Origin of the sequence: Streptomyces sp. SN-593, assembly GCF_016756395.1 — a bacterium.
GTDB lineage: Bacteria > Actinomycetota > Actinomycetes > Streptomycetales > Streptomycetaceae > Actinacidiphila > Actinacidiphila reveromycinica.
The window spans coordinates 7038189-7063186 of record NZ_AP018365.1 but is presented as its reverse complement, the minus strand read 5'-3'; the positions used below and the strand labels follow the sequence as shown (position 1 = coordinate 7063186).

Annotated in this window: 22 protein-coding genes, 1 tRNA gene and 1 pseudogene; 4 read left to right on the top strand and 20 right to left on the bottom strand. The window is 74.4% G+C overall.

Annotated features, from left to right (window positions below; translation table 11 throughout):
- Positions 1-17: 17 nt before the first annotated feature.
- A complete protein-coding gene (locus RVR_RS30575; RefSeq protein WP_237405055.1) occupies positions 18-617 on the bottom strand; it encodes a DUF1349 domain-containing protein in 600 nt (199 codons plus the stop codon).
- Positions 589-1548 carry a GNAT family N-acetyltransferase gene (locus tag RVR_RS30570; protein ID WP_202237136.1) on the bottom strand — a complete coding sequence of 320 codons (960 nt, stop codon included), beginning with the start codon at positions 1546-1548 and terminating at the stop codon, positions 589-591. The genes RVR_RS30575 and RVR_RS30570 overlap by 29 nt, the downstream gene beginning before the upstream one ends.
- Before the next feature lie 268 nt (positions 1549-1816).
- On the opposite strand from RVR_RS30570, the gene RVR_RS30565 reads away from it, so the two are divergent.
- Positions 1817-2191, top strand: coding sequence for a DUF6343 family protein (locus RVR_RS30565; protein WP_202237135.1), 375 nt, complete (start codon positions 1817-1819; stop codon positions 2189-2191).
- A gap of 98 nt (positions 2192-2289) precedes the next feature.
- Here the strand turns inward: RVR_RS30565 and RVR_RS30560 are convergent.
- A tRNA-Met gene (locus RVR_RS30560) sits at positions 2290-2363 on the bottom strand.
- A gap of 244 nt (positions 2364-2607) precedes the next feature.
- On the opposite strand from RVR_RS30560, the gene RVR_RS30555 reads away from it, so the two are divergent.
- Complete coding sequence (locus tag RVR_RS30555; RefSeq protein WP_202239386.1) at positions 2608-2910, top strand: hypothetical protein; 303 nt, start codon at positions 2608-2610, stop codon at positions 2908-2910.
- A gap of 125 nt (positions 2911-3035) precedes the next feature.
- Here RVR_RS30555 and RVR_RS30550 read toward each other — a convergent pair whose 3' ends face one another.
- From RVR_RS30550 to RVR_RS30530, 5 genes are read right to left on the bottom strand one after another with little or no spacing between them, the layout of a single operon-like run.
- Positions 3036-4238, bottom strand: coding sequence for an MFS transporter (locus RVR_RS30550; protein WP_202237134.1), 1203 nt, complete (start codon positions 4236-4238; stop codon positions 3036-3038).
- A gap of 5 nt (positions 4239-4243) precedes the next feature.
- Complete coding sequence (locus RVR_RS30545; protein WP_202237133.1) at positions 4244-4852, bottom strand: GNAT family N-acetyltransferase; 609 nt, start codon at positions 4850-4852, stop codon at positions 4244-4246.
- Entirely contained in the window at positions 4849-6027 is a 1179-nt protein-coding gene (locus RVR_RS30540) for a type III PLP-dependent enzyme (protein ID WP_202239385.1), read from the bottom strand. Before RVR_RS30540 ends, RVR_RS30545 begins: the two co-directional genes overlap by 4 nt.
- An 8-nt stretch (positions 6028-6035) precedes the next feature.
- Complete coding sequence (locus RVR_RS30535; protein WP_202237132.1) at positions 6036-7397, bottom strand: DUF6271 family protein; 1362 nt, start codon at positions 7395-7397, stop codon at positions 6036-6038.
- Between the two features lie 2 nt (positions 7398-7399).
- A complete protein-coding gene (locus tag RVR_RS30530; RefSeq protein WP_202237131.1) occupies positions 7400-8467 on the bottom strand; it encodes a phytanoyl-CoA dioxygenase family protein in 1068 nt (355 codons plus the stop codon).
- 501 nt (positions 8468-8968) lie between these two features.
- On the opposite strand from RVR_RS30530, the gene RVR_RS30525 reads away from it, so the two are divergent.
- Positions 8969-10486, top strand: coding sequence for a glycoside hydrolase family 3 protein (locus RVR_RS30525; RefSeq protein WP_202239383.1), 1518 nt, complete (start codon positions 8969-8971; stop codon positions 10484-10486).
- Positions 10487-10732: 246 nt separating this feature from the next.
- Here the strand turns inward: RVR_RS30525 and RVR_RS30520 are convergent, their stop codons facing one another.
- On the bottom strand, positions 10733-11050 hold the full coding sequence (locus RVR_RS30520) for a hypothetical protein (protein ID WP_202237130.1): 318 nt from the start codon (positions 11048-11050) through the stop codon (positions 10733-10735).
- 70 nt (positions 11051-11120) lie between these two features.
- On the opposite strand from RVR_RS30520, the gene RVR_RS30515 reads away from it, so the two are divergent.
- Complete coding sequence (locus tag RVR_RS30515; protein ID WP_202237129.1) at positions 11121-12116, top strand: LysR family transcriptional regulator; 996 nt, start codon at positions 11121-11123, stop codon at positions 12114-12116.
- A gap of 91 nt (positions 12117-12207) precedes the next feature.
- On the opposite strand, the gene RVR_RS30510 is transcribed toward RVR_RS30515, so the two are convergent.
- From RVR_RS30510 to RVR_RS30460, 11 genes and pseudogenes are all read right to left on the bottom strand, one after another.
- Positions 12208-12699 carry a transketolase-like TK C-terminal-containing protein gene (locus tag RVR_RS30510; protein WP_202237128.1) on the bottom strand — a complete coding sequence of 164 codons (492 nt, stop codon included), beginning with the start codon at positions 12697-12699 and terminating at the stop codon, positions 12208-12210.
- Positions 12700-12785: 86 nt separating this feature from the next.
- Positions 12786-13901, bottom strand: coding sequence for an LLM class flavin-dependent oxidoreductase (locus RVR_RS30505; protein ID WP_202237127.1), 1116 nt, complete (start codon positions 13899-13901; stop codon positions 12786-12788).
- A gap of 261 nt (positions 13902-14162) precedes the next feature.
- Positions 14163-15890 (bottom strand): FAD-dependent oxidoreductase, encoded by a 1728-nt coding sequence (locus RVR_RS30500; protein ID WP_202237126.1) that lies wholly within the window; start codon positions 15888-15890, stop codon positions 14163-14165.
- Positions 15891-15901: 11 nt separating this feature from the next.
- Complete coding sequence (locus tag RVR_RS30495; RefSeq protein ID WP_202237125.1) at positions 15902-17242, bottom strand: NtaA/DmoA family FMN-dependent monooxygenase; 1341 nt, start codon at positions 17240-17242, stop codon at positions 15902-15904.
- Positions 17243-17303: 61 nt separating this feature from the next.
- Positions 17304-18167 carry an ABC transporter ATP-binding protein gene (locus RVR_RS30490; RefSeq protein WP_202237124.1) on the bottom strand — a complete coding sequence of 288 codons (864 nt, stop codon included), beginning with the start codon at positions 18165-18167 and terminating at the stop codon, positions 17304-17306.
- Positions 18168-18382: 215 nt separating this feature from the next.
- Positions 18383-19327, bottom strand: a pseudogene (locus RVR_RS30485) (ABC transporter ATP-binding protein); the annotation flags it as partial.
- Complete coding sequence (locus RVR_RS30480) at positions 19324-20214, bottom strand: ABC transporter permease (protein ID WP_202237123.1); 891 nt, start codon at positions 20212-20214, stop codon at positions 19324-19326. The pseudogene RVR_RS30485 and the gene RVR_RS30480, both read right to left, overlap by 4 nt.
- Positions 20215-20218: 4 nt before the next feature.
- Positions 20219-21280: an ABC transporter permease gene (locus RVR_RS30475; protein WP_202237122.1), complete on the bottom strand. Its 1062-nt coding sequence runs from the start codon at positions 21278-21280 to the stop codon at positions 20219-20221.
- Between the two features lie 37 nt (positions 21281-21317).
- A complete protein-coding gene (locus RVR_RS30470; RefSeq protein ID WP_202237121.1) occupies positions 21318-22892 on the bottom strand; it encodes an ABC transporter substrate-binding protein in 1575 nt (524 codons plus the stop codon).
- Positions 22893-23435: 543 nt separating this feature from the next.
- On the bottom strand, positions 23436-24326 hold the full coding sequence (locus RVR_RS30465) for a DsbA family oxidoreductase (RefSeq protein WP_237405433.1): 891 nt from the start codon (positions 24324-24326) through the stop codon (positions 23436-23438).
- A 140-nt stretch (positions 24327-24466) separates the two neighbouring features.
- Positions 24467-24901, bottom strand: coding sequence for an RrF2 family transcriptional regulator (locus tag RVR_RS30460; RefSeq protein ID WP_202237119.1), 435 nt, complete (start codon positions 24899-24901; stop codon positions 24467-24469).
- Between the last annotated feature and the right edge of the window lie 97 nt (positions 24902-24998).

The window sequence follows — 24998 nt, the reverse complement described above, 5'->3', positions numbered from 1 at the left end:
GACGCAGGTCCCGCTGCTCAGTGCAGCGACGTGTCGGCGGGACCGGTCGCCAGCCGGGTGAAACGCACGGTCAGCCCGCCCCGTTCGGGACTGCAACAGAACAGCCCGGCCCGTGCCTCTGCCGCCGGGTCGAGCCACGCCAGCCGGACCATGCGCCACGGCTCCTGCTCGCGGCGGGCCCGCACCGTGACCGCGTCACCGGACCTGCTGACCCGGACGGTCACCTCGCGGCCCGCCCAGTCCGGCACGGGGGCCAGCGACCAGTCGGAGGTGCCGCGGGTGACGACCGCGCCGAGTTGGGGATGGCCGTCGGACATCTCGAGGCCGGCCTTGATCCAGGTCGAGGCGTCGACCCGGACCAGCGCGCCGGCCTGGTCGTACAGTTCGGCGAAGTCGGCGCGGAAGCCGACCTCGACGGCGCTGCCGGGCGGGAGGCCGGTGAGCAGCGCGTGTCCGTCGTCGCGCACGAAGCCGTAGCTCGTGGTGCGCCAGAAGTCGCTGCCGGAGCGGGCGGTGACCAGCAGGTCGGTGCCGTCGGTGGCGACGTCCTGCGGCGGGTTGAGCCACTCCGCCTGCGACCAGGGCAGGTCATGCGGGGCGGACTGGGGAGAGGTCACGTATGTACCGCCGTTCGGAGCCGCTGAGTTGGTACCCGAGCCAGATGTTGACCGCGAGCATGGGGGCGTTGCCGTCGTCGTTGCTGGTGGTGGCCTCGCGGTAGCCCTTCGCGCGGGCCAGGTGCAGGGAGTGGGCCTTGGCGGCCTTGGCCAGGCCGCGGCCGCGGAAGTGGCGCCGCACGCCGGTGCCGCCTGAGGCGTAGTGCCGTTCCCCGTCGGTCTGCACGATGACCAGGCCCGCGACCTCGCCGTCCACCACCGCGACGGTGGAGAGGTCGGCGTCGAAGTCCGGGCGGTCCCAGTTCAGGGCGCGCCAGTCGGTGTAGCTGAGGTGGTCGGCGGCGACGTCGCCGGGCTCGTCGCGGAAGCACTCCACGTCCGTGCGCCACAGCGGCCGGGGGTCGCGCTCCCAGGCGACGGCCGGCAGCAGGAGCACCCCGCGCGGCAGCCGCGGACGGCTCGGCAGGGGGCCGCCGGGCCCGAGGTCGAGCCGCAGGAACCGCGCCTCCCGGCCGGGCCGGTAGCCGTGCGCGGTCGCGAAGTCCTCACAGGCGGGTTCGGGATGCGCCCACGCGTAGCAGGAGGTCGCACCGACCGCCTCCAGGTGCGCCTCGGCGGCGGCCAGCAGCGCACGGCCGGCGCCGCGCCCACGGTCGGCGACCGCGACGTTGACGTTGGCGAAGCCCGCGCCCGCGTCCTGGGCGTCGGCGAACAGCCCGGTCCTGGCGCACCCGACCATCCGCCCGCCGATCTCCGCGAGCAGCAGCCGGCAGTGCTGCCGGGCCGGCATGGCCACCGCCTGCGCGTGCACGCTCCTGGGGGTGGCGACCTGCTGGGGCTCCTCGGCACGCAGCAGCGCGCAGACGGCCGCGGCGTCCGCGGGTACGTACTCCCTGACGGTCACGGCCCCGGAGTCCCTCGTCGCCACCATGCTGCCGCACCTTACGCGCCGGTACGGCCGACCGCGCCTGTTTTCCGGCACTCCCGCCGGTCGGCCGCGGGTCGGCCGCGGCTCGGCCGTCGGTGCGCCCCGATGCGACCCGGTCCGATCCGATGCGGGCAGGTGCGGGACGATTCGTGAAGGTATCGACCGATAACGACCTGTTTCCTTCGATCCCGGCCACGCTGCCCGGATCGGGGCCCGCGGGTGGACCCTGGAGGGGAAGGGGGGCGGCACGCACGTCGAGGAGGCGGGCACGGTGTCCAGAACCTCCGGGACCACCAGGACCGGCGGAACGCCCGGGGCCCCCGGGCCCCCGGGGCACGTCAGGACGTCCAGGACCGGGTACGAACCCACGAAGGCCCGCAGCGCGCTACGGCTGCGGCTCACGCTGGCGCTGCTCGGCGTCGTCTGGGGTGCGGGCGCGGCCGTCGGCTGCGCGTACGCGGACCGGCCGGGCTGGGCGGCGGTGTGCGCGCTCATCGCGCTGGTCGCCTTGGTGGACGTCTTCGTCGTCAGGTACCGGATGCGGCAGGGCACCCGCTACCAGCCCGGCCGGGACGAGCCTCCGGTCCCGCCGGCGGATGCCCGGCCCGGCCCCCGGCCCCGCTCCGGTGGTGGCGCGCGGCGCTGAGCGGGCGGGGGGCGGGGTGCGGGGCGCGGAACAGGCCCGTGCACGCGGAAAGGAGAACGCGCGAAGGGCCCGGCACAAGTGCCGGGCCCTTCGTTTCGTAGCGGGGACAGGATTTGAACCTGCGACCTCTGGGTTATGAGCCCAGCGAGCTACCGAGCTGCTCCACCCCGCGTCGGTGAACACCACCTTACGGGGTGGATGCCCGCGCGCCAAATCCGTTCCGGGCGGGGCCGGACGCGGTCGGCCCCGCCGGGGCCGCGCACCGCAGGTCGGGCCCGGGGAGTCGGGTGCGGGTCGGAGTTGTCCACAGGCCCTTCGACGGGCGGGAACGGCCGAGGGTTAGTCTCGTGGAGTCGAAGATCAAGGGGGCCCGCGGCGAGGTCGCGGGCGTGGCACGCGGGGTGAAGGAGGACGTGATGGCCGGGGTGAACGCGGGCGCCGTGGCGGCGGCCGGACTGATCGGGGGCTACGGAGTGGCCCGCTGGACCAAGCGGCGCGAGCTGGGCGGTGTCGCGCTGGCGGCTGCCGGCGTGGTGGCGGCGCGCGAGTGGAGCCGCAGCAGCGGCGCGGCTCCGGCGGCGGCCCTCACGGGGGCGTATGTGGCGGCGTTCGCGGGCTCGCACCCGCTGGCGAAGAAGGTCGGCGCCTGGCCAGCCGTGTTCGCGGTGGCTGCCGGCATAGCCGCCGCCTCCTGGGCGGTCTCCGACCGCAACCGCTGACCCGGGGTCTTCGGCCCACGGCCCACGGCCCGGTCGGCGCAGGGCGGATGGAGCGCGGGCCGGCGACCCCGGCGGGCCGGCGGTGGTCCGGATCGCGGTGCCGTCATCGGGGCGGCGGGTCCCGCTCACGCGGAGCCGGCCGGCACCCCCGCCTCGGCGGCGACGTCGGGCTCCGCGCCGACCGGGGTCCAGCGGATCCGGGTGCCGCACACGGACACCAGCATCGCGGCGGCGGCGACCGCCCCGAGCGCCCAGACCAGCCCGCTCGCGTTCGCGATGAAGCCGATCACCGGCGGCCCGGCGAGCAGTCCGGTCGTGCCCATGGTGGCCACGACGGTCAGCGCGTCGGAACCGTTCCTCGCGGCGGCCACGTACACGCAGGGCGTGACCGAGGCGATCCCGAGGCCGACGCAGGCGAAGCCGATCAGCGCGGGCACCGCTCCCCCGCTGAGCAGGGCGAGCGCCAGCCCGACGGCCGCCAGCGCGCTGCCGCCCCGGACGATGGGGCCGTCGCCCCAGCGGCCGCGCCAGGAGTCGGCGAAGACGCGGGCGAGCACCATCATCACCGACACGACGGCGATGCCCATCGGCGCCAGTTCGGCCGACGCCTTGGCGACGTCCTTCATGTACAGGGCGGACCAGTCGTTCATGGCGCCCTCGGTCACCGTGCCGAACACCATCGCGGCGCCCAGCCACAGCGTGGCCCGGGACGGCAGCGACCACCGGCCGCCGCCCTTCTCCTTCTTCTCCTCCGGCTGCCGGTCCTGCGCGAGCAGTCCGGTCCGCGCGAAGCCGAGGAGCAGCAGGACCAGGGCGGCGGCGACCGCGAAGTGCACGACCAGGGTGGAGGTCAGGGCGTTCATGGCCGACGCCAGCAGGGCCGCCACCAGCGAGCCGGCGCTGAAGACGGCGTGCAGCCGGGCCATCGCGTTGCGCTCGTACACCGCCTCCAGAGCGGCGCCCTGCGCGTTCATCGACACGTTGAGCGCGCCGACCAGGGCGCCGTCGCAGAGCATCACCAGCAGGGCGACCGGGTAGTCCGGCAGCGCCGACATCGCCAGCAGCAGCAGTGCCAGGCACGCCGCGGAGCCGAGCGCGAGCCGACGCGAGCCCAGCCGCCTCATCAGCACGGCCACCACCGGGAAGGTGGCCACCGCCCCGATGCCGGTGGCCATCAGCAGCAGGCCGACCTCCGCCGCGGTCAGGTCCAGGTGCGACTTGATCGCGGGCAGCCGCGCCGCCCAGGTCGCGTACTGGAAGCCCAGCGAGAAGAACAGCGCGGCCGTGGCCAACTGGCCCCGGCGGAAAGGATCGTGAACGCGCAGCATCGGGCTCATCCCACTTCGTCTCGTGCCGGTGTCACGCTCGGCAGCGGCATCGTCATGTACACGGCGTCCGGCCCGTAGCCGTGCACGTCCACCGCGCCGGGGCGCGCGGTGAAGCCGTGGGCGGACCAGAAGGTGTGGCTGCCGCCGACCGCGATCAGCGAGATCCGGTCGAAGCCCTGCTCCCGGGCCGCCTCGGTGAGCCGGCCGAGCAGCCGCGTCCCGAGGCCGCGGCCGCGCGCGTCCCCGGCGATCGCCAGGTCGTGCAGGTGCAGCTTGCGCGAGGTGAAGGCGGCCTCCTCGCCGTGGGCCAAGCCCGGGTAGGAGTCCTCCGGGTAGGGCAGGGCCAGCAGGTAGCCCGCCAGCCGCCGCGCGCCGGCGGGGCCGGGCGGACCGCCGGGTCCACCCGAACCGGCACCCGCACCCGCACCCGCACCCATGCTCGGGTCCGCGCCCCACTCCAGCGCGAAGCACGTCCGCGGGGAGACCCGGGCCTTGGACTCCAGTGCCGCCCGTCCCTCCGACAGGCCGCCGGGGGCGTAGGTGGCCGCCTCCAGCTCGACGATGGCGTCCCAGTCCCCGTCGGCGATCGGCCGGATCAGCACGTGCCCGTTCACCGGCCCCCGCCCTCCGCCCGTCGCACGCACGTCCACGGCAGCGGGCCGAAGCCGTTAAAGCCCCGCGTCATGTAACTGACCGCGTAGGCACCGCTGGACAGCACCCAGACCGGGTCGCCCGAAGCGATCCCCGCGGGCACCCGGACCGGCCGGTGACCGCCCGGGTACGCGTCGTCGCTGTCGCAGGTGGGCCCCGCGACGGTCGCCGGGACGTACCGGCCTCCGTCGTGGCCGGGGAAGACCAGCCGGTACTGCAACGCGTCCATCTCGTACAGGCCGTTGAACTTCCCGCAGCTCAGGTAGAGCCAGTGGTGCGGCTCGCCGGCCGCGGTGTGCCGCAGCGACATCCGCACCACGTGCGCCCGGACCGCGCCGTGGTCGGCCACGAGGTAGCGGCCCGGCTCCACCACGAAGTCCAGCTCGCCGCCCGCGTCCCGGCAGCGCTGCATGCCCTCCCGGATCACGGCGAACATCTTGTCCAGCGGCGGGTCGAGCACCTCGCCGCGCTCGTCGAGGTAGCCGAGCGCCGGGAGCCCGCCTCCGATGTCGACGTACCGCAGCGACATCCCGCGCTCGGCCAGCACGGCGATCACCTCGGTGAGTTGGTCGAACGCCCGGCCCCACGCCCCGGCGGTCATCTGCTGGGACCCGACGTGCACGGACAGCCCGGCCGGTTCCAGGCCCGAAGCGCGGGCCCGTTCCAGCACGGCCACCGCGTCCTGCGCCGAGCAGCCGAACTTGCGGCTCAGTCCCCACAGCGCGCCGCCGCCGTCGGTGGCGAGCCGGCAGAACACCCGTGCGCCGGGCGCGTGTTCGGCGAGCGCGGTGACGTCCTCCAGGCTGTCGGTGGCGAAGTCCCTGATGCCGAGCCGGTACGCCTGCGCGATGTCCGGGTCGGACTTGATCGTGTTGCCGTAGTGGATGCGTTCCGGGGGGACGCCGGCGCGCAGGGCCTGGCCGATCTCCTGCACGCTGGCCGCGTCCACCCCGCTGCCCTTGCGGGCCAGGCAGTCGAGGACCTCGTCCACCGGGCACGCCTTGAGCGCGAACCGCACGGCGACGCCGGGCAGTTCGGCGAGCAGGGACGCGTAGCGGTCCTCGATCCCGCTGAGGTCGAAGACGATCCGGTCCTCGTCGGTCGCCGCCAGTGCGGCGAGCAGCGTCTCGTCGTGGATCACCGACGTCAGTCCGGCTGCCGCTGGAGCAGGGCGGGTCCGGCGGTTCGCGCGCCGCGCACCAGGGCGGGCCAGACCTCGGTGAGCACCGCGAACTCCTCGATGTCGCGCCGGGCCTCGTCGAGCAGCCGCTCCCGGCTGTCGGCCAACACGTCGGCGAACTCGGCGTACCTCCCGCCGAGACTCCGGTAGACGCGGTCCAGGACGTCGAGTCGCTGCACGTTCTCCGTCTGGTCCAACCGGCTGCTCTCCCACAGCAGTTCGACGATCGCGCCGGTCCTGACCCGGTGCTGCCCGTCGAGCAGCGAGGCGCCGGCCCGCTCCATCCGGTCGTAGACGAAGTTCAGGTAGAGCATCGACAGGAAGAACTTGGCGAACCGGGTCTGGTAGGCGGTGAACCCCGGGCCGGTCCGGCGCTCGGGCGTGTAGTAGTTGACGATGTTGCGGTTGTGCAGCACCCCGGGCAGCGTCGCGTCGTGCACCAGGTGGATGAGGAAGTAGTCGCTGCCGATGGTGTCGGTCGCCGGCAGCAGCGGCACCGCCTCCTGCACGCCCTGGAAGGCAATGTTGCACATGTCCACCCGCATCGGGTCCACGTGCGTCAGCGTGGAGTGGTCCGCGGTGAACGGCTCGGTGCCGGCGCCGCGGAAGGAGTCGTCGGCGAACTCCCTCTTGCGCTCGGCCGTCCAGTCGAACGGCGCCCACAGGCCGACGACCTCGTGGTAGGCGTCGGGGTCGATCTCGCGGATCTCCGCGATGTCCACGGACATCTCGCCGACGAAGGAGGCGCCCACCATCGAGACCGGCTTGTCCGCGTGTCGCGGGTCGAGGTCCGTGGCGGTGACCGCCGCGGCCGCGTCCCCCGCGCGACGGCCCAGCGTGAGCAGCTCGTGGTGGATCGGGAAGGCCGCCCCCGGGGCCGTCCCGTCCCGCCCGCCGCCGTCCTGCCCGGCTTCCCCCGCGAGCTCCTGGTACCTGCTGTCGGAGTCCCGCCGGTGCACCGACACGCAGCCGAGCGCGGCCGCGACCAGGAACGCGCGGTTGGTGCAGGCCCCGTAGGACAGCGCCTCCGGGAGCATCAGGTCGAGCAGCAGGTCGGGCTTGTCCGCGCCCGACGCGCCGATCGCCGCCCGCAGGAAGTCGCGCTGCTGTGCCTCGCCGAGGTGGTGCGTGACCACGCCGGGCGTCGACGGCAGCGCGCCGACGGCCGCCGCGTGCCGGGCGAACGCCTCCGCCCCGCAGGAGTCGAGGACCAGCATGTGCACCTCGACGTCGAAGTGCGCGGCGGCGTAGGCCGCCTCGTCGTGCAGCGCGGAGATCGCCGGGAGGCAGGATCTGTTGGTGGGAAGCGCAAGGCAGATTCGGCGCATCGCTACTCCCCGGCCTCCGCGGCCGCCGGCACGGCGTCCTGGTCGGCGTCGGCGGTGCCCTGCGGGTGCCAGGACCGCAGTCCGAGCAGCTTCTCGCCCAGCTCGGTCAGCTCGGCCGGGCCGTAGCGCAGCGACTCGTGCCGGGTCGCGTCACCGACGAGCGTCTTGTTCCACTCCGGCGTGCTCAGGGTCCGCCAGGACTCGACACGGGAGCGGCGCAGTTCCTCGTGCGTCTCCAGCGCGGGCATCATCGACAGGTACTGCGCGGCCCGCACCCCGTCGGCGGAGGTGTTGGGCGCGACGCCGTGCGCCAGCGCGCCGTTCCAGATCAGCAGGTCACCGGCGCGCAGTTCGGGGCGGATGATCGGGTACTCGTCGGTGTCGATGTCCGGCCGGATCGGGTCGCGGTCCCCCGGCTGCGTGGTCTTCCACTCGTCGAACCGGTGGAAGAGCTCGGGGCAGCACTGGAACCCGCCCTGGTCCGGCTTGGTGTCGGCGAGCGCGATGATCCCCTGGACCCGCTGCGGCAGCACGTCCAGGGTGCTGTCGATGTCCCAGTGCAGCCGGATGTCGAAGCCGCGCTCGGTGGGCGCGATGAGCGCGCGGTCGCGGTTCCGGACGTTCGGCGGGTTGAGGTTGAGCCGGTCCAGGGTGACCCACAGCTCCTCGCAGTCCCAGACGTCGACGAACGCGTCGTAGACCCGCTGCGCCTGGCGGCTGTCCCAGATGAGCTGGTGCTGGTACGCCTCGACGAAACCGTAGATGTGCAGCTCGCGGTCGAGGTCGGAGCGGAACTCCCGCTCCTCGTACCAGGTTTCCGGTCGGGCGGGGTCGAGGCCCTGGAAGTCCCAGGCGAAGTCGAGCAGTTCCTGCGCGGCGGTCGCGGGGATTGCCTGCTCGACGACCACGTAGCCGTACTTCTGCCAGAAGGCGAAGTCCTCGTCGGACAGGACGCGGAGTTTCCGCGTCTTGCGCAGGTCGCGCAGGGGCACCGGGGCGATGTAGATCTCGCCGTCCGTGCTGTAGTAAGGGAACTCCGAGGAAGCCCGGTGCGGGCTCTGAGGCGCCATCAAAACAGTCGCTCCAAGGGTGGAAGTTCTTGAGCGGTCCGCCGCGCGATGGGGGGTGCGCACGTGGTCCGGTCGACTGTGCGGGCCCAGCGGGACGCGGGCAGCCCTGGATATCGGCGCCCGGTACCGACGGACGCCTGGCCGTTGGGGCTCGGGGGCCGCCCGGTGTGCCGGGTGGGCCTGCGGCTCCGCCAGTCAACCTGCACATCCGTCGTCACTCACGCCACGGCTGCCGCTCGCTGAACTCGCGCTCTCCTAAGTTGGACTAGACCAACTGGCGCTGTCAAATGGCCTCTTGCCGAACACCCTCCCCCCACCTGCACTTTCGTCGCTTTGCGCGATGACCTCGGCACCAGCGGTGAGGGAAATCGCGGCCGGCGCTCACCTTGACACCCCTGAGCAGCCTGAGTCAGTATCCGTTGGTCTGTACCAATCACCGCCGGATGCGGTCAGTGCGTCGGCCCCACACGAAAGGCCCCGTTGATGCCCGCCAGCAAGTTGGTGTCCACCAGCAAGCAGAGCAACGAGTTGCGCGCGCTCGCGCTCTCCGTCCTCCAGCCGGGTTTCGTCGGCACGGAGGCGCCGGACTGGGTGCTGCGGGCCATTGCTGACGGCCTGTCATCCGTCGTCCTCTTCTCCCGCAACATCGCCTCGCCCGAGCAGGTCGCCCGGCTGACCGCCCAACTCCGCGCGGAGAACCCGTCGTTGATCATCGCGATCGACGAGGAGGCCGGTGACGTCACCCGGATCGAGTCCTCCACCGGCTCCACCCGGCCGGGCAGCTTCGCGCTCGGCGCCGTCGACGACGTCGCCCTCACCGAGGCCGTCTCCCGGGACCTGGCCCGGGAGTTGCACGCCGCCGGGGTGAGCCTGGACTACGCGCCCAGCGTGGACGTCAACTCCAACCCGGACAACCCGATCATCGGGGTCCGGTCCTTCGGCGTCGAGCCGGACCGGGTGGCCCGGCACGCCGCCGCCTGGGTGCGCGGCCTCCAGTCCGGCGGAGTGGCGGCCTGCGCCAAGCACTTCCCCGGGCACGGCGACGTCGCGGTCGACTCCCACCACGGCCTGCCGAGCTACGACGCAGACCTCGACACCATCGCCGCCCAGGCACTGCCGCCGTTCCGGGCCGCTCTCGACGCGGGGGTGCGCGCGGTCATGAGCGGCCACCTGCTGGTGCCGGCCTACGACCCGCACGTGCCGGCGACGCTCAGCAGCCGCATCCTCACCGGCCTGCTGCGCGGCGAACTCGGCTTCGACGGCCTGATCGTCACCGACGCGATCGAGATGGGCGCGGTCACCGACCGGTACGGCATCGACGGCGCCACCGTGCGCGCGATCTCCGCCGGCGCCGACGCCATCTGCGTGGGCGGCGAGCACGCCGGCGAGGACACCTTCGAACTGCTCGCCGGCGCGCTCGCCGACGCGGTGCGCACCGGGGGGCTCACCGAGGACCGGCTGGCCGAAGCCTCCCGGCGGGTACGGGAGTTCGCCGACTGGTCGATCGGGCTGTCCCGGGCGGTGCCGGTGGACCCGGTCAGCGGTGACATCGGCTACGCCGCCGCCCGGCGCGCCATACGGGTCAGCGGCCCCGCCGACGCGGCGCTGCCGCTGCCGGCCGCCCCGCACGTGGTCGAACTGGTGCCGTCCACCAACCTGGCGATCGGCAAGGAGACGCCGTGGGGCGTCGCCGTGCCGCTGCGCGAGCGCCTGCCCGGAACCACCTTCGTCCGGGTGCACCCGCAGCAGCTTGCCGACCGGCCCGCCGTCCTCGACGAGCACGCCCTGGCCCCCGCCGCCGGCCGCCCGCTGGTGGTCGTGGTCCGGGACGCGGCGCGCAACAAGTGGATGGGCAAGGCGCTGGCCGACCTCACCACCGCGCGCCCGGACGCAGTCGTCGTCGAGATGGGACTGCCGGACGACTCGGGCACCGGGGCGGTCCGGGTGTTCACCCACGGCGCGACCGCGGCGTCCGGCGTGGCGGCGGCGGAGGTGCTCGCCGGGGTCCCGGCCCGGTAGGCCCGCCCCGGGGCGTCCGCCACGGGCGAGCCCGACACACCCGGGCACCCGGGCGGCCGGGCGGCCGGGGATCCGGGGATCCGGGCACCCGACCCGGCGAAGCTCCCGGTCCGGCAGGAACCCGGACCGGGTGGACACCGCAGGGGGCCGCGACGCCGATCGCGTCACGGCCCCCTGCGCCCCGGCCTCCCGTGCCGGTCTCCCGCCCCGGCCTCCGCCGCGGCACCCGCCCGTGAACCGCCGCGCTCAGCCCAGCGGCTCGTGGTTGGCCCAGACGACCTTGTACGGGTGGCGGGCCTGCCAGCGCCCGATCAGCTCCTCCACTCCCGGCACCTCGAAGGCCGCGTTGAGCGCGTCCACGTCGGCGAGGCCGAACTGCACGATCGCGGTGGCCACGAACACCGGGCTGTGGTCGTCGGCGGGCACGCGGATGTGGCGCTGCGCCGAGAAGGACTGGAGGTGCCCCGACGCACGCATGACGTTCTCCATGTCGCTCAGGAACTGGTCCAGGTCGGCGTCGGGTACGGGGTCGGTGAACGAGACGATCATCGTGTGCTGAATCATGCGGTCAATCGAACCTCCGCGGCTGGCGGAAGTCCAAGATCGATCCGTTCTCCGGCGATAACCTGTGGGCATGGTTGATCTGGAGACCCGGGAACTCGAGTACGTCGTCGCGGTCGCCGAGGAACTGCACTTCGGCCGGGCCGCCGCCCGCCTGTCCATCGCGCAGCCGGCGCTGTCGAAGACGGTCCGGCGGGTCGAGGCGCGGCTCGGCGTGCAACTGCTGGTCCGCTCCAGCCGGCATGTCGCGCTGACCCCGGCCGGCGAGGCGCTGCTGCACCACGGCCGGCACGCGCTCAACGCGGTCGGCGCGGCGGCCGAGGCCGCCCGCCGGGCCGGCGACGCCCGCACCCAGCTTCGGCTGGTGATCAAGCCCGGTGGCGACGCCAACCTGCTGTCCGGCATCCTCGCCGCCTACGCCGGCCAGCCCGACGCCCGCCGGGTGGACGTCCTGTTCGGCGGCGCCACCGACCGCGCCGACTACCTGCGCGACGGCCGGGCCGACGTGGCGCTGCTCTACGCCCCCTTCGACGACCTGACCGGGCTGGCGTCCGAGACGCTGTACGTCGAGCAGCGCGTCGCGGTGCTGCCGGGCGGCCACCGGCTGGCCGAGCACGCGGAGGTGCGGGTGGCCGACCTCGCGGAGGAGACGATGCCGCGCTGGAAGGGGGTGCCCTGGCCCGGCGCGTCCGGCGACGGGAGCGGGCCGGAGGTGGAGGACGTGCCGCAGATGGTCCAGTTGATCCTGCTCGGCCGCACCATCGCGGTGCTGCCGCGCTCGCTCGTCGGGCCCGTCTACCCGGGGCTGGTGTGTGTGCCGGTGGTCGACTCGCCGCCGAGCCGCCTCGTGGTCGCCTGGTCGCAGCTCGACCGCCGGCCCCTGGTCGCGTCGTTCGTCGCCGCCGCGGTCACCGCGAGCAGGCAGCAGGCGGCGGACGCGGGCGCGGCGCAGGACGGGGGCCGGGACCGGGGCCGCAACGGGGACAGGGGTCGGGACCGGGACGGGGACGGGGACCGCGCGGGCGACCCGGCCGGCGACGGGAGCGCGGGCGACCCGGCGCCGGCGTGAGCCGCGGAAACGGGAACGGGGACGGCCGCGCGGCCACCGGCGGGTCCGCCCGCGGTCACCCGCGCGTACGCCTTCGCGGGTCCGCCCGCGGTCACCGCAGCAGGTCGCGGGCCGTCTTCGCGACGGCCTCCGGGGTGATCCCGAAGTCCGTGAACAGGTCGGCGGCCGAGGCCGAGGCGCCGAAGTCCTCCACGCCGATCGTCCGCCCGTCCAGTCCCACCAGGTCGTACCAGCTCTGGCCGACGCCCGCCTCCACCGCGATCCGGCGGCGCACCGCCGGAGGGATGACGCGGTCCCGGTACGCCGCGGGCTGCGCGTCGAACCACTCGCGGCAGGGCATGGAGACCACCCGCGCCCGGATGCCCTCGCCGGCCGGCAGCAGGGCGGCGCCCACCGCGACCGCGACCTCGGAGCCGGTGGCGATGACGACCACGTCCGGGTCGGCGGCCGTGCCCGCGCCGGAGGGGCCGCCCGGGCCTGCGGTGCCGTCCGGCGCCGACGGCTCGTCGCACGGGAGACGCCGTACGGCCAGCCCACCGAACGGCGGCCCGACGGCCCGGCGGCTCACGGCGCGACGGCTCAACGTGCTGAGGCTCAAGTGCGGCGGCTGAAGGCCGGTTGACCAGGGCCGGACTGGCGCGCGAACGCGCCGGGTCAGCGCGTCGCGGGTCAGGGCGTGGCGGGGCGCCAGCCCAGTGCGGGGCCGAGTCGGGTGGCGATGTCGGTGAGGATCTGGACGTAGTCGGCCTGCTCGAAGGTGAAGGGCAGCGCGAAGGCGACCTCGTCGATCTCGCGGAACGCCGCGTGGGCGTGCAGCACTTCGGCGATCCGCTCCGACTCCCCGACCAGGTCGGGCGCGAACAGCATCCGCCCGGGACCCTGCGGGGAGGCCGTGCGCGGCAGCCGCTTGCGGGCGAACTCCTCGTACCTGGACCGCTGTTCGGACGTGGCCGAGTCGGTCGGGATGACCACGAGGCCCTGGGAGACCCGGGCCCGGTCACCGGCCGGGTGGCGGGCGCGGAACGCGCGGATCTGGGCGAGCTGGAGCGCCGCGAACCGGGCGGTGGCCGCGGCCGCGCCGCCGTCGTCGTCCGCCCCGGCCGCGTCCTCCGGTGCGGCGGGGGCCTCCGGGCCGGGCCCGCCCGCCCCCTCCTGCGGCTCCTCCGCCTTGATGACGCTGCTGGTCAGGAAGTTCATGCCCTGCTCGCCCGCCCACCGGGCCGAGCGCAGGCTCGCGCCGCCGTACCACATCCGGTCGGAGAGCCCGGCGGAGTGCGGTTGGACCCGGGGCGAGAACACCTCGAAGCCCTCGGTCGCGCCGGTCGCGGTCGCCGACTCGCCGCGCACGAAGGACAGCAACCGCCGCACCCGTTCGTACCCGAAGTCCTCGACGTCGGCCGTGTCCGGGTAGAGGGCGTCCCTGACCTGGTCGTAGCGCGTCGGCGGGCCGACGCTGACGCCGGGGTTGAGCCGGCCGCCGGCCAGGAGGTCCACCGTGGCCAGGTCCTCCGCCAGCCGCAGCGGGTTCTCCCAGCCCAGCGGGATGACCGCGGTGCCCAGCTCGATCCGGCGGGTGCGCTGCGAGGCCGCGGCGAGCACCGCGACCGGCGAGGAGATGCCGTACTGCAGGTGCCGGTGCCGCACCCAGGCGCTGTCGAAGCCGAGCTGCTCGCCCAACTCGATGACGCGCAGCGTCGATTCGTGGCCGGCGCGCGGATCGGCCTCGTCGAACAGGCCGATCGTCAGGAAGCCCAGCTTCCGCAGCGGCTCCGAGGCAGGTGGCACGGGGTTCCTCCAGGGTTCCGGCGGCGGTCTCGCGGCGCTCGTGGCGCCGCGGTCGATTCTCGCAGAGCGGCGGGTGCGGCCTTTGGCGGGACACCGGTCGGCGCGGCGGCGGTCGCACGCGTCCGGCGTGCCCGGGGACATCGCACCGCCGAAGGGCACCGCCGTCGCGCACCGCCGTCGCGCACGGCCGCCGCACCCGGGCGTCGCCTGCCGCGGGGGCGCGCCCGCCTCGCAAGGCGTACGGGCCCGCCGTCCGCGGTGTCAGGCGCGGCCGCCCAGCACCCGGTCCAGGACGGTCGCCGCGCCGCCGTCCGGAAGCTCCGCGCCGCGCCAGGCGACGTGCTGGTCCGGGCGGACGAGCACGTTCGCGGCGCCGTAGAGCGCGCGGGCCGCCGGGTCGGTGAGGTGGACCACGGTGAACGGCAGCGATCGCGCCGCCGCCTGCTCGGCGAAGTCCCGCTCGACGCCGCGCTCCTCGGTGAGCACCAGAAGGGCGAAGGACGTGCCGATCCGGTCGTAGAGGGTGCCGCCGTAGGGGTCCACGATCCCGTCCGGGGCCCGGTGACCGGGGCGGGGGTCGTCCTCGTAGACGTCGGCCCGCCAACCGGGCTCGGTGTCGAGCTGGTCCGGTTCGTACCAGACGACGGCCGAGTCGTCGTAGCGCTCGTCGAAGGTGACGCCGTCGCCGCCGGGCCGGTCCCGGCGCAGGCGCTCGCCGATCTCGGCACGCCGGGCGCCGGCGGCCGGGCCGAGGTCGGCGTCGTCGGGGATGCCCCCGGCGCGGATGTCGGCCAGGGTGGCCTGCGCCCGGCGGGCCCGCCCGAGCGCGTGGTCGGCGATCCGCCAGTTGTGCCGGCGGCGCTCCTGGTCGTAGGAGTCGAGCAGGGCGGGCGGGGCCTGGCCGCCGAGGACCGCGGCGAGCTTCCAGCCGAGGTTCACCACGTCGCCGATGCCCTCGCCGAGGTTGCCACCGGGTGTGCGGACGTGGGCCGCGTCGCCTGCGAGCAGCACCCGGCCGCTGCGGAAGGTCCGGGCGATCCGGGTCGCGTGGTAGAAGGTGGTGGCCGAGACCAGCTCCAGGTCCAGGTCGAAGCCGAAGGCGGCCCGGGCGGTGTCCAGCAACTCCTCTTCGGTGGGCTGGTGTTCGAGCGGGAACGGTCCCGCGTACACCCGCCACTCCCGGGTGCTCACGGCGGCGAGGAAGCCGGACGCGCGCTGGTTGAAGACGATGTTGGTGCCGCTGGGCGCGGCGCCGACCCGGTCGGCGATGTCACCGGTGCGCACGATCAGCCGCAGCCGCTTCTCGGTGGCGTGCTCCCCCTCCCGCTCGACGCCGGACAGGGTGCGGGTGGTGCTGCGGCCGCCGTCGGTGCCGAGCACGTAGCCGGCCCGGATCGTCTGTGCCCGGCCGGAGTCGACGTCCACGACCTCGGCGTCCACCCCGTCCGCGTCCTGGCGCAGGGCGCGCAGCTCCCAGCCGCCGGACACGCTCACCCCCTGCTCGCGCAGGTGCTGGAGGAAGACGTGCTGGAAGACGGTCTGCGGACGGCGCAGCGCCTCGCCCGCGGAGTGGCCCGCGCCGGGCGCACCGCGGAACTCCGGGCGGGGCACCGGCACCAGCTCGTGGCCGGCCAGGGAGGTGACCAGCCTGATGCCCTGGTTCCACTCCGGGGGGAAGGTCCACGCGTCGCGCACCCGCTGCAACAGCCCCCAGCGGCGCAGGTGTTCGACCACGCGCGGGGTGTGGCCCATCGCACCGGCCCGCACCAGCGTCGCGGTGCGGGCCCGCTCGACGACGGCCACCCGCACGCCGCGCGAGGTGAGTTCGACCGCCGCTGCCAGCCCGGTCGGGCCGCCGCCGACGATCAGGACGTCGACCGAGCGCGGCGGCGTGCCGGCCGGGAACCGGACGGTGTGCACGTCGCGCCCGCCGGTCGGGGACAGCGCCGGCGGCTCGGTCCTGGACGGGGAATCCACGGATACGCTCATCTGCCGGCTCCTCAGTCGTTGACGAGCTGGCGCTCGCGGGAGTAGCGGTTGGCGGGGATCGGCAGGCCGAGGTTGCCGCGCAGGGTGTCGGCCTCGTACGCGGTGCGGAACAGCCCGCGCTGCTGGAGGATCGGCACCACGCCGTCCACGAAGGCGCCGAGTTCGGCCTCGGTGCGGAAGGCGAGGTTGATGCCGTCGAAGGCGCCGGCGTGGAACCACTCCTCGATGGCGTCGGCGACGCCCCTCGGCGTGCCGACGAACGGCGAGCGGCGGAATTCCCTGAGTGTTGCGGCTACTTGGCGGAGCGTCAGCTTGTCGGTGGCGGCCCGCTCGATGATCCTGGCCGCGCCGGTCCGGCCGCCGCGCTCGGCCAGGTGCGCGACGTCCGGGAACGGGGCGTCCAGGTCGTGCACGCTGAAGTCGTAGGCGCCGAAGGACCGGCCGAGCAGCGCGAGGTTGCGCGCGAAGTCGTCGTCCTCCTCGAAGATCTCCCGCTCGCGGCGCCGGGCGGCCTCGTCGGTGCCGGCCACGATCGGGCTGCCGTGGATGAAGATCTTGATGTGCTCGGGGTCGCGCCCGTAGGCGGCGGTCCGCCGCTTGATGTCGCTGTAGTACTCCTGGGCCTGCTCCAGGCCGCCGCCGGGCGCGTAGATGCCCTCGGCGACCTGCGCGGCCAGGTCGCGGCCCTCCTCCGAGACGCCGGCCTGGAAGATCACCGGCTGGCCCTGCGGTGACCGGGAGAGGTTGAGCGGTCCGGCCACGCGCAGGTGCTCGCCGACGTGGTCGAGCGCGTGCAGCTTGTCCGGGTCGAGGAAGACGTTCCGCTCGACGTCGGCCGGGAACGCGTCGTCCTCGTAGGAGTCCCACAGGCCGCGGGCGACCTGCACGAACTCCAGCGCGCGGCCGTAGCGGGCGGCGTAGTCGAGGTGCTCCTCCAGCCCGAAGTTCCGCGAGGCGCCGGTGTCGAAGCTGGTCACCACGTTCCAGCCGGCGCGGCCGCCGCTGATGTGGTCGAGCGAGGCGAACCGGCGGGCGAGGTTGAACGGCGAGTTGTACGTCGAGCTGGCGGTGCCGACCAGGCCGACGTGCCGGGTGTGGGTGGCGACCGCGGAGAGCAGGGTGAGCGGCTCCAGCCGGTTGAGGTAGTGCGCCGGGTAGGTGGCGTTGATGAACTGGCTGTCCACGATGAACAGGGCGTCGAACAGCGCGTGTTCGGCGGCCTGGGCCTGCCGGATGTAGTAGTTGATGTCGATGCTGGCGTTCTTGGCGACGCTCGGGTCCTTCCACAGGCCGTGCTGGCCTGGGCCGCCGACGCCGTAGGGGTGCAGGGCGAGGTGGATCTTGCGGGACATGGTTCTCCCTCTTCGGTGGTGGGGAACGTGCGGGGCGCCGCGGTGCCGTCGCGCGGCGGGATCAGGCGTGCAGCAGCGCGCGCAGGGCGTCGCGTTCGGCCCGGTCGGCGGGGGCGGTGTGCAGGGTGGGCGCGGAGCTGACCAGCAGCCGCGTGTAGGGGTGCCGGGGCGTGTCGATGACCTCGCGGGCGGTGCCGACCTCCACCAGCTCGCCGCGGTAGAGCACGGCGACGCGGTCGGCGATCCCGGCGACGGACCCCAGGTCGTGGGAGATCATCACGATGGCCACGCCGGTGGCGCGCAGGTCCTTGAGGATCTCCAGGACCTGGACCCGGTTGGCGGAGTCCAGGGCGCTCACCGGCTCGTCGAGGATGACCAGTTCGGGTTCGGTGACCAGCGCCCGGGCGACCGCGACCCGCTGCCGCTGGCCGCCGGACAGCTCGCCGGGCAGCCGGTCGAGCAGGTCCCCGGCCAGCCGGACCCGGTCGAGGAAGGCCCGGGCCCGCGTCAGCGCCTCGGCGCGGGCGACGCCCGCCAGGATCAGCGGCTCGACGAGCGAGTCGGCGATGGTCAGGTCCGGGTCGAGGCTGCGCAGCGGGTCCTGGAAGACGTACTGCACCACGCCGCGGCGGCGCAGCGCGCGCCACTTGCCGGCGCCGTGGCCGGTCACCTCCTCGCCGCCGACGGTGATCGAGCCCGCCGACGCGCGGACCAGGCCGAGCACGGCGCGGGCCAGGGTGGACTTGCCCGAGCCGGTCTCGCCGATGACGCCGACGGTCTCGCCGCGGGCGACGCTGAGCGTGACGCCCTTCAGGGCGGGCCGGCGGCGCCGGCGGCGGCCGTAGTGGACGTCGAGTCCGTCGACGGCGAGCACCGGGGCGCCGGTCGCGGCGGCGGACCCTGCGGGCGGGGGTGCGCCGGTCATGACGCCTCCTTCGGCTGGGCGGGGGCGGTCGACTGCGTCGGACGGGTCGGGGCGGTCGGACGGGTCGGGGAGTCCGTCACGCCGGTCGAGGGGCCCGGGTCCGTCGGGGCGGTCGGACGCGCGGCGGTGCGAGGGCCGTTCGCGTCGTCCGCGTGGTGCGGGCCGTCCCCGGGGGGCGCGTCCTGCGCCGCTTCCGTGTCCTGCGCCGATCCCGTGTCCTGCGCGGTGCGGAACCTGTCGAGGCCGTAGGTCTCGTGCTCGGCGACGAGCAGCCGCGTGTAGGCGTGCCGCGGGGCGTGCAGGACCTCGCGGGTCGGGCCGTGCTCCACCACCTCGCCCTGCCGCATGACCAGCACCTCGTCGCACGTCTGGGCGACCACGGCCAGGTCGTGGGAGACCACCACCAGCGCCAGGCCGGTGCGCTGACGCAGGTCGGACAGCAGGTCGAGGATCTCGGCCTGCACGGTCACGTCGAGGGCGGTGGTGGCCTCGTCCGCGATGAGCACCCGCGGGCCGGCCGCGATCGCCGCCGCGATCAGCACGCGCTGGAGCATCCCGCCGGACAGTTCGTAGGTGTACTGCCCGTAGACGAGTTCGGGGTCCCGCAGGTGGACCGCGCGCAGCAGCTCCAGGGCGCGCTGCCGGGCCGGCCGGCGCCCCAGGCCCTTCTTGGCGCGGACCACCTCGGCGATCTGCGCGCCCACCTTGATCGACGGGTTGAGGTAGGAGGCCGGGTCCTGGAAGACCGCGCTGATCGTGGCGCCGCGCAGCGCCGTCCACTGCTGGGGGGTGAGGGTGGCGGCGTCCGTGCCGGCGATCTCGACCGAGCCGGCGGAGATCTCGAAGTGCGCGGGCAGGATGCCGAGCGCCGCGCGGCAGGTGAGGGTCTTGCCGCTGCCCGACTCCCCCACCACGCCCACCGCCTTGCCGGGGGTCAGCTCGAAGCTGACACCGTGCACGATCTCGCGGTCGGTGGCCCGGTCGGTGATGTGCAGGTCGGCGACCTTCAGCACCGCCGCGCCGTCCGCCGGTCCGGCGGAGGGCGCCGCGGACGGCTCGGACGGCTCGGAGGCGGCCGCGGGCAGGTCGCCGGATGCCGCGGGGCCGGCGGGAACGGGCGTGCGCGCGGGTGCGGACAGGTTCTGGGACGGTGCCGTCATGACGTGCCTCCGGCCGGAGCGGGTGCGGACCGGTCGCGGCGTCGGCCGCGGACCTTGCGGTGGACGACCAGCGCGCGGCCCGCCTCGCCCGAGACGTCCCGGATCGCGTCGGCGAGCAGGTTGCTGGCCCAGACGGTGACCATGATCAGCAGGGCCGGGACCAGCGGTGCCCACGGCTGGTAGCTCAGGTAGCCGAGGTCCGAGGCGAGCAGCCCGCCCCAGGTGGGCTGCGGCGGTTGGACCCCGATGCCGAGGAAGGTCAGGCTGGAGACGATGACGAAGCCGACGCCGACGGTCTGGGCGAGCGCGACCGCGATCGGCGGGAGCACCTTCGTCCAGACGTGGCGGCGCACCACCCAGCCGACGGAGGCGCCGGCGATCAGCGCCGCCTCCACGTACGGCGAGCGGGCCACGGTCAGGGTGGCGGCGCGCGAGACGCGGTAGAACAGCGGGGAGACCAGCACCCCGGTGACCAGCATGGCCTGGGTGATGCCGTTGCCCAGCAGCGCGATCACCGCGACGGCGAAGAGCAGGAAGGGCAGCGCGACCAGCGTGTCGGCCACGCGCAGCGTGATCCACTCGAAGGCCCGGCCGAGGTAGACCGACAGGATGCCCGGGACCACCCCGACCACGAGGGCGGTCACCGCCACTTCGAGGGAGCCGAGCACGCTGATCCGGGAGCCGTCGAGCAGCCGGCTGAGCACGTCGCGGCCGAGGTAGTCCGTGCCGAGCCAGTGGGCACCGGAGCCGGCCGCCAGTGTGTGGGTGCTGGTGCCGAGCGGGTCCTGCGGCGCGAGCAGCGGGCCGAAGACGGCGAGCAGGGCGATCACGGTGAGGATCACGACGGCGATCCGGCCGGTCGGGAGCGACAGTACGCGGCGGAACATCTCCTCACACCCCCCGCTGGGACGCCGGCGTCACGCGGGCCAGCACCAGGTTGACGACGAGGTTGAAGACGACGACGAGCACGATCGACACCACCAGGACGCCCTGCACCGCCGGCACGTCGCCGGACTGCGCGGAGTCGTTGGCGAACCGGCCGAACCCCTGGAGGCCGAACACCCACTCCGTGACCACCGAGGCGCCGACCAGCGCCGGGAACTTCAGCCCCAGCGTGGCGAGGGCGGGTCCGATGCCGTTGCGCAGCACGTGCCCGAAGAAGATCCGCCGCGGGCCGAGCCCGCGCACGATCGCGCCGGTGACGTAGTTCTCCCGGTAGGACGCGATGAGGCTGGTGCGCAACTGCCGGGCCACGTCGGCGATCACGTCGAAGCTCAGGGCGAGCGCCGGCAGGGTGATGTGCTCCAGCCACGGGGTGAGGCCCTGCGCCGCGGGGACGTAGCCGGCCGCCGGGAACAGGTGCAGCCCGACCGCGAAGACCTCCACGAGCACGATGCCGACCACGAACGCGGGCATCACCGAGATGACGGTGACGAACCCGGTGATCGCCCGGTCGACCCAGGTGGTGTGCCGCAGCGCGGCGGCGGTGCCCAGCAGGAAGCCGGCGCAGACACCGATGACCAGCGCGAAGGTCGCCACCGACAGGCTGACGCCCAGGCCGAGGCCGATCAGCGTGGAGATGTCCGCGCCGTTGGTCCAGCTGGTGCCGAGCTGTCCGTGCAGGACGCCGCTGAACCAGTGCCCGTACTGGACCAGGAAGGGCTGGTCCAGGCCCCACTGGGCCTCCACCCGGTGGATGGCCTCGGGCGTCGCGTCCTCACCGAGTTGGATGCGTGCGGGGCTGAGCCCGCTCAGCGAGCGCAGCGCGAAGGTCACGAACGTCGCGACCAGGAAGACCGGCACGAAGATCGCGGCGGACCGGGCCAGGGCGGCCAGCACCCGGCCCAGCGCGTGCCGGGTCCCGGCCGCGCCGACCCCGCGCCGGCGGGCGGGCGCGGCCGGCGCCGTGCCCTCCTGGGCCGGTGGCGCCGCCGTGGTCGTTGTCGTCGTCATGGGGGTGGCCCCCTCTCTTCTCTGTGCGGGGTGGGTGTCAGTGGCCGATGGTCACGCCGGTCCAGTCGATGTGGCCGGGGTTCTCGGGCAGCGCGGACACCGCCTTGCTCTTGGCGAAGAGGTTCGGCGCGGAGTACGTGAAGACCAGTGCCTTGCTCCGCAGTCCGGTGCGGGTCGCGGCCTGGAGGACCTTCGCGTAGTCCGGCGCGTCGATGCTGGTCTGCCGGACCTTGGCGACGGCCGCCTCGAAGCCGGCGGGCTCGTAGGGCGTGCTGAGGTTCAGCGGGCCGTTCGGGCCGAAGTGCGCGGTGAGCGTCTGCACGGCGGAGTCGCGGCCGGTGGTGCCGTAGAGGGAGAAGGTGAGGTCCTTGGCGAAGAAGGGCGTCGCCCAGTTCTTGTCCACCTTGATGGTGACGGTGATGCCGACCTTCGCGAGCTGGGACTGGACGATCTCGGCCTGCGGGTCGGCGGCGGGGATGACCAGGGTCAGCTTGAGGGCACCGGGCCGGTAGCCGGCCTCGGCGAGCAGTTTCCGGGACTTCGCCGGGTCGTAGGGGTAGAGGTCCGCCGACGCGGGGTCGTAGGCGACGTAGCCCTTGGGGAACGGCTCGTCGGTGGCCGAGCCGTAGCCGAAGGTCAGCTTGTCCACGAACTCCTGCCGGTTGACGGCGTAGCGGACCGCGTCGACCACCTTGTCGTCGGTGAACGGCGCCTTGTTGACGTTCAGGCTGATGTTCTCGGCGTTGAACCCGGGCTGCACGAACACGTCCAGGCCCGCCTTCTTCGCCGCGTCGGCCTGGCTGGCCTCGATGTCGGCGAAGTTGTAGACGCCGGTCTGGAGGCCGGAGACGACGGTGGACGCGTCCGGCGCGGAGGTCAGCTCGACGTTGTCGATGTGGATGTCCTTCGCGTCCCAGTAGTCCGGGTTCTTCCTCAGCAGCACCTTGGTGCCCGGCACGAGCTGGGTGACGGTGAACGGCCCGGCGCCGACCGGGGCCTGGTCGAGCTTCTTCGGGTCCGCGGCCGCCTTGGGGCTGGCGACCTGGAGCACGCGTTCGCCGAGCAACTGCGGGATCTGGTAGTCGACCTGGCTGAGGTGGACGACCACGTCGAGCCCGTCGGCGTCCACGGACCTGATCGACGTCAGGTCGCCGAAGAGCGCGGAGTCCTTCTGCGTCTTGGCCCGCACGATGGCGTCCTTGACGGCGGTCGCGTCCAGCGCGGTGCCGTCGCTGAACGTGAGGTGCGGACGCAGATGGAAGGTGACCTGGTCGCCCCTGGCGTTGTAGTCCCAGCTCTCGGCGAGGTCGGGAACGGCCTTGCCGGTCGCGTCGGTACGGGTCAACGAGGCATACACCAGGGCGAGTTCACGGAACTGCGCGCCGCTGCCGCTGACCACCGGGTCCCAGTGGGCCGGGAAGGAGGAGGAGGCCCACTTCAGGGTGTCGCCGGCGCCCGCGGACGCGGACTGGCCGCCGCAGGCGGTGAGCGAGACGCCCGCGGCGGTGACGAGCACGGCGGAGAGCGCCGCGAGCCGGGTGCGGCGTGGCCGCCGTCGCAGGAGGGAGGGGGAGCCGGCCGGGGAACGGCGCAGGGCGATGCGTATGGACATCTCGTACTTTCTTCTCGACGCACTCCCGCCGGGGGAAGGGCGGGAGCGGCAAGGCGGAGGGCGGGCTCGGCACCGGCGCCGACCCACGGCGCGGGCATGCCGGTACGGCTGGAGGGCGCGCGTCGGCCGCACCGCACCCGGACCGCCCGTACGGGACGTGCCGCCGATCAGGGCGCGGGGCTTTCGGGGGCAGGCGGAACGGGCCGCTGGGAGCGGGCCGGGCAAGGGAGGCAGGGCACGCCGGTGCGCGGCGTCGATGGCGCGGAACGGCGGGGCGCCGCTCTGCGGCGCGAGGAGGGAGCCGGTACCGACGGGGCGGTCAGGCGCCGGTGGACGGTCGGTGACGGGTGGTCAGCGACAGAGGGCGCTGCACGTGCGCCGCAGGTCCACGTAGCGGCACACCACACCAGGGTGCGTCGAGAGCATGCTGCACATCTTGTGGGCAACGGCGAGCGGCTGTCAATGGACACCAATTGGTGTCTCATTCGGCGGACCGGCGGCTTCCCTCCTCCGGACGACGGCCGGACCCGCGCGCGGTGTCGGCTACCGCCGGGCCGCCGGGTGCCCGGCGGCCTCGGCGGGATGCAGCCACAGCGGGCCGTTCCCGGTCTCCACCCGCACCGCGTCCGGCGGCGGCCACGGGCCCTCGGCGAGCAGCAACCGCTCCGGGTCGGTCAGGCTGCGGTAGCGGGCGAGCGCCGTCGCGGCGGGCAGCCTGCCGGCGTCCGGCGGCGGCACGCCACCGGCCAGCAGCCCCGGGCACAGGTCGTCGAGGGCCGCGGTGTACTCCTCGAACGTCCGCCAGCCGGGCACCACGCGGTAGCCCGCCGGCGCCCGCAGCAGCAGCGTCGGCAGGGCGTAGCGGCGGTCGCCGTCGGCGGTCTCCTTGGCGAGGCCGGGGTGCGGCGAGCCGGCCGGCGCGGAGAGCGCCTCGGGCACCGGGCGCCGCGCCTCGGCCCGGTCGGCGCGCACCTGCCGCAGCACCTGTGCCGAGGCGGCGTCGGCCGCCAGCCTGCGCAGGTCCAGGCCGGGCAGCCCGCGAACCGCGGCCAGCGCGAGCTCGGCGGTGTCGGCCGGCTCGCCGAGCACGAACACCGTCTCGCGCAGTCGCCGCAGCACCGCCTCGGCCGCCCGCGCGCCCTGGAGTTCGGCGGCCCTGGCGACGAGCGAGGCCGGCCAGGAACTGGCCGCGACCCGGCTCAGCCGTGCCGCGCACGGCGCCCCGGTGTGCTCGGTGACCCCCGCGACGTACCGCGCGTACCAGGCGGTCTCGGCCGCGGGATCGGGCGGCGGGTCGTCGTCGTGGTCGAAGAGGATGGCGTAGACCCGGCGCCAGCGGACCCGGTCGGGCAGCGCGGCCCGCAGCCGGCGCAGCACCGGCTCGGCGCCCCAGGACCACGGGCACAGCGGGTCGGTGTACTCCACGACCTCCACCGCGCCGTCCGCGCCCGTGCCGCCCCCGCCGTCCGCCGCGGCCCGCGCGGTCGCGGGCCCCCCGACCGCCGGAGACCCCACGGCTGCCGAAGACCCCGCGGCCGCCGGACCCGCGGTCGCCCTCCGCTGCCCCGCAGGCGTCACGCCGCGCGCTTCCGGGCCGGCCGCCCGCCCGTCGCGGAGGCCAGCAGCGCCTGCACGGTCACCCCGCCCAGGACCGCCGCGGCCTCGGCCTCGACCTGCCGCCAGACCTCGGTGAGCCCGGCCGCGGGGCCCGGGTAGGCGAGCCCGGCCAGCGGCTCCCCGCGCAGCGTGATCAACTCCCCGTCGACCGCGCGCACGACGTCGAGGAGCGTGATCTCGTCCGCCGCCCGGCCCAGCCAGTAACCGCCCTCGCAGCCCCGCTGGCTGCGCACCAGCCCGGCTCTTCGCAACTCGGCCACCACGGACTTCAGGAACCGGAACGGGATCTCCTGTGCGGAGGCGATGGCCTCGCAACTGAGCGGGCGCGCGGGCTCGCTGGCGAGTTCCAGGAGGGCGCGCGTGGCGTAGTCCGCCTTCGCGGAGATATGCATGACCTCATGATGCCCGAAGCTCGCCCCACGCGGGGATCGGCGCCGTGTCCCGACCATTGCGGGAACGTTGCCGCAGGTGAAGCGTAATGGACACCTC